The following is a 1,842-nucleotide window of genomic DNA, read 5'->3' as shown; positions in this document are numbered from 1 at the left end:
AACGCAAGTTAGAGTATGATCTTGCCCTGCGTACCATCTAAACTACTTCAAGAGATTTCTTTTTCCTTCTATTCTTATCTTACTTTTGAAGTCGCGCGGACACTGGTAGAATGCGCCCAACTTTAGAAATACATTAACAATAGAGAGTGACCATGTCGGTTGTTACACGATTTGCACCCAGCCCAACAGGCTATCTTCACGTTGGCGGCGCACGAACTGCGCTTTATTCTTGGCTTCTTGCTAAAAGCAAAGGCGGCGAGTTTGTTCTTCGTATTGAAGATACAGATATCGAGCGTTCAACTGAAGAAGCAAAGCAGGCCATTCTAGACGGAATGCAATGGTTAGGTTTAACGTGGGATACGGGTCCAATCTATCAGACTGAGCGTTTCGATAGATATAAAGAACTTATTCAGCAGCTTTTGGATGAAGGTAAAGCGTATAAATGCTTCATGAGCTCTGAAGAGTTAGATGCGATTCGTGAAGCGCAAAAAGAGCGTGGTGAGAAGCCTCGCTACCCAGGTACGTGGAGAGACAGAACGGATCATCCAGAAGGTCAGCCTTTTGTTATCCGCTTCAAAAACCCTCTAGAAGGTAAAGTGGTAATTAATGATCACGTGCGCGGAAAAATCGAGATTAGCAATACTGAGCTTGACGATCTTATCATTCAGCGCTCTGACGGTACCCCTACATATAACTTCTGTGTAGTTGTTGATGATTGGGATATGGGAATTACTCATGTAGTTCGCGGTGAAGACCATATTAATAACACGCCACGTCAAATCAATATTCTTGAAGCGCTTGGTGCACCTGTTCCAGAATATGCTCACGTTTCTATGATTTTGGGCGATGACGGCAAAAAGTTATCTAAGCGTCATGGCGCAGTAAGCGTGATGCAATATCGCGATGATGGTTTCTTACCGCAAGCTGTGCTTAATTACCTTGTTAGGTTGGGGTGGTCTCACGGCGACCAAGAAATTTTCTCAGTTGATGAAATGATTGAGAAATTCAGCTTAGATGCCATTGGGCAATCTGCATCGGCATTTAACACAGAAAAGCTAATCTGGTTGAATCAACACTACATTAAGACATTACCAGCAAGTGAAGTTGCGTCACACGCTAAATGGCACTTTGAAGAGTTGAATGTTGATTTAACGACAGGCCCAGCGCTTGAATCTATTATTGCTATTCAGGCAGATAGAGTAAAAACGCTGAAAGAGTTAGCAGAGATTTCTACATACTTTTATCAAGACTATGAAGATTTTGATGCGAACGCAGCAAAAAAACACCTTCGCCCAGTCGCTCGCGGCCCATTAGAGCTTGCTAAAGACAAATTAATGGCAATTGAAGAGTGGAACCCAGAAAATATTCAGGCTGCTATAAATAGTACAGCCGAAGAATTGGAAGTGGGCATGGGGAAAGTAGGTATGCCGCTGCGTGTAGCTGTGACAGGTGGTGGTAATTCACCGTCGTTAGATATCACGTTGAATCTTATCTCAAAAGAGAAAATTGGCGAGAGAATCGACAAAGCGCTTACTTTTATAGCAAACAGAGAAAATTCATAAAAAAAGCGTTGACATGACAGGGGGGGATGCCTAGAATGCGCCCCGCTGTCACGGAACAGTCACACAAAATGACTGGTACCATGATGGGGCCATAGCTCAGCTGGGAGAGCGCCTGCATGGCATGCAGGAGGTCGGCGGTTCGATCCCGCCTGGCTCCACCAAGTCACATTGAGATGTGGTTTGATATAGGCTGAAGTTGTTAACGCAGCTTCGGACTGAAAAATTCGAAAATTTAGTTTCGAAGAAAGAATTCAGTCCCCTTCGTCTAGAGGCCTAGGAC

The 1,842-nt window shown here is 44.2% G+C and carries 1 protein-coding gene and 1 tRNA gene; both read left to right on the top strand.

All coding sequences use genetic code 11. The annotated features are described in order from the left end of the window. Positions 1-152: 152 nt before the first annotated feature. Positions 153-1,562 (top strand): glutamate--tRNA ligase, encoded by a 1,410-nt coding sequence (gene gltX / locus ACX5KA_RS05335; protein WP_014948924.1) that lies wholly within the window; start codon positions 153-155, stop codon positions 1,560-1,562. 85 nt (positions 1,563-1,647) lie between these two features. After that, positions 1,648-1,723, top strand: a tRNA-Ala gene (locus ACX5KA_RS05330). The last annotated feature ends 119 nt before the right edge of the window (positions 1,724-1,842 follow it).

The sequence above is a fragment of the Alteromonas alvinellae genome (assembly GCF_902705805.1).
The sequence above is the reverse complement of the archived record's forward strand: the minus strand, read 5'-3'. Positions and strand labels throughout refer to the sequence as shown.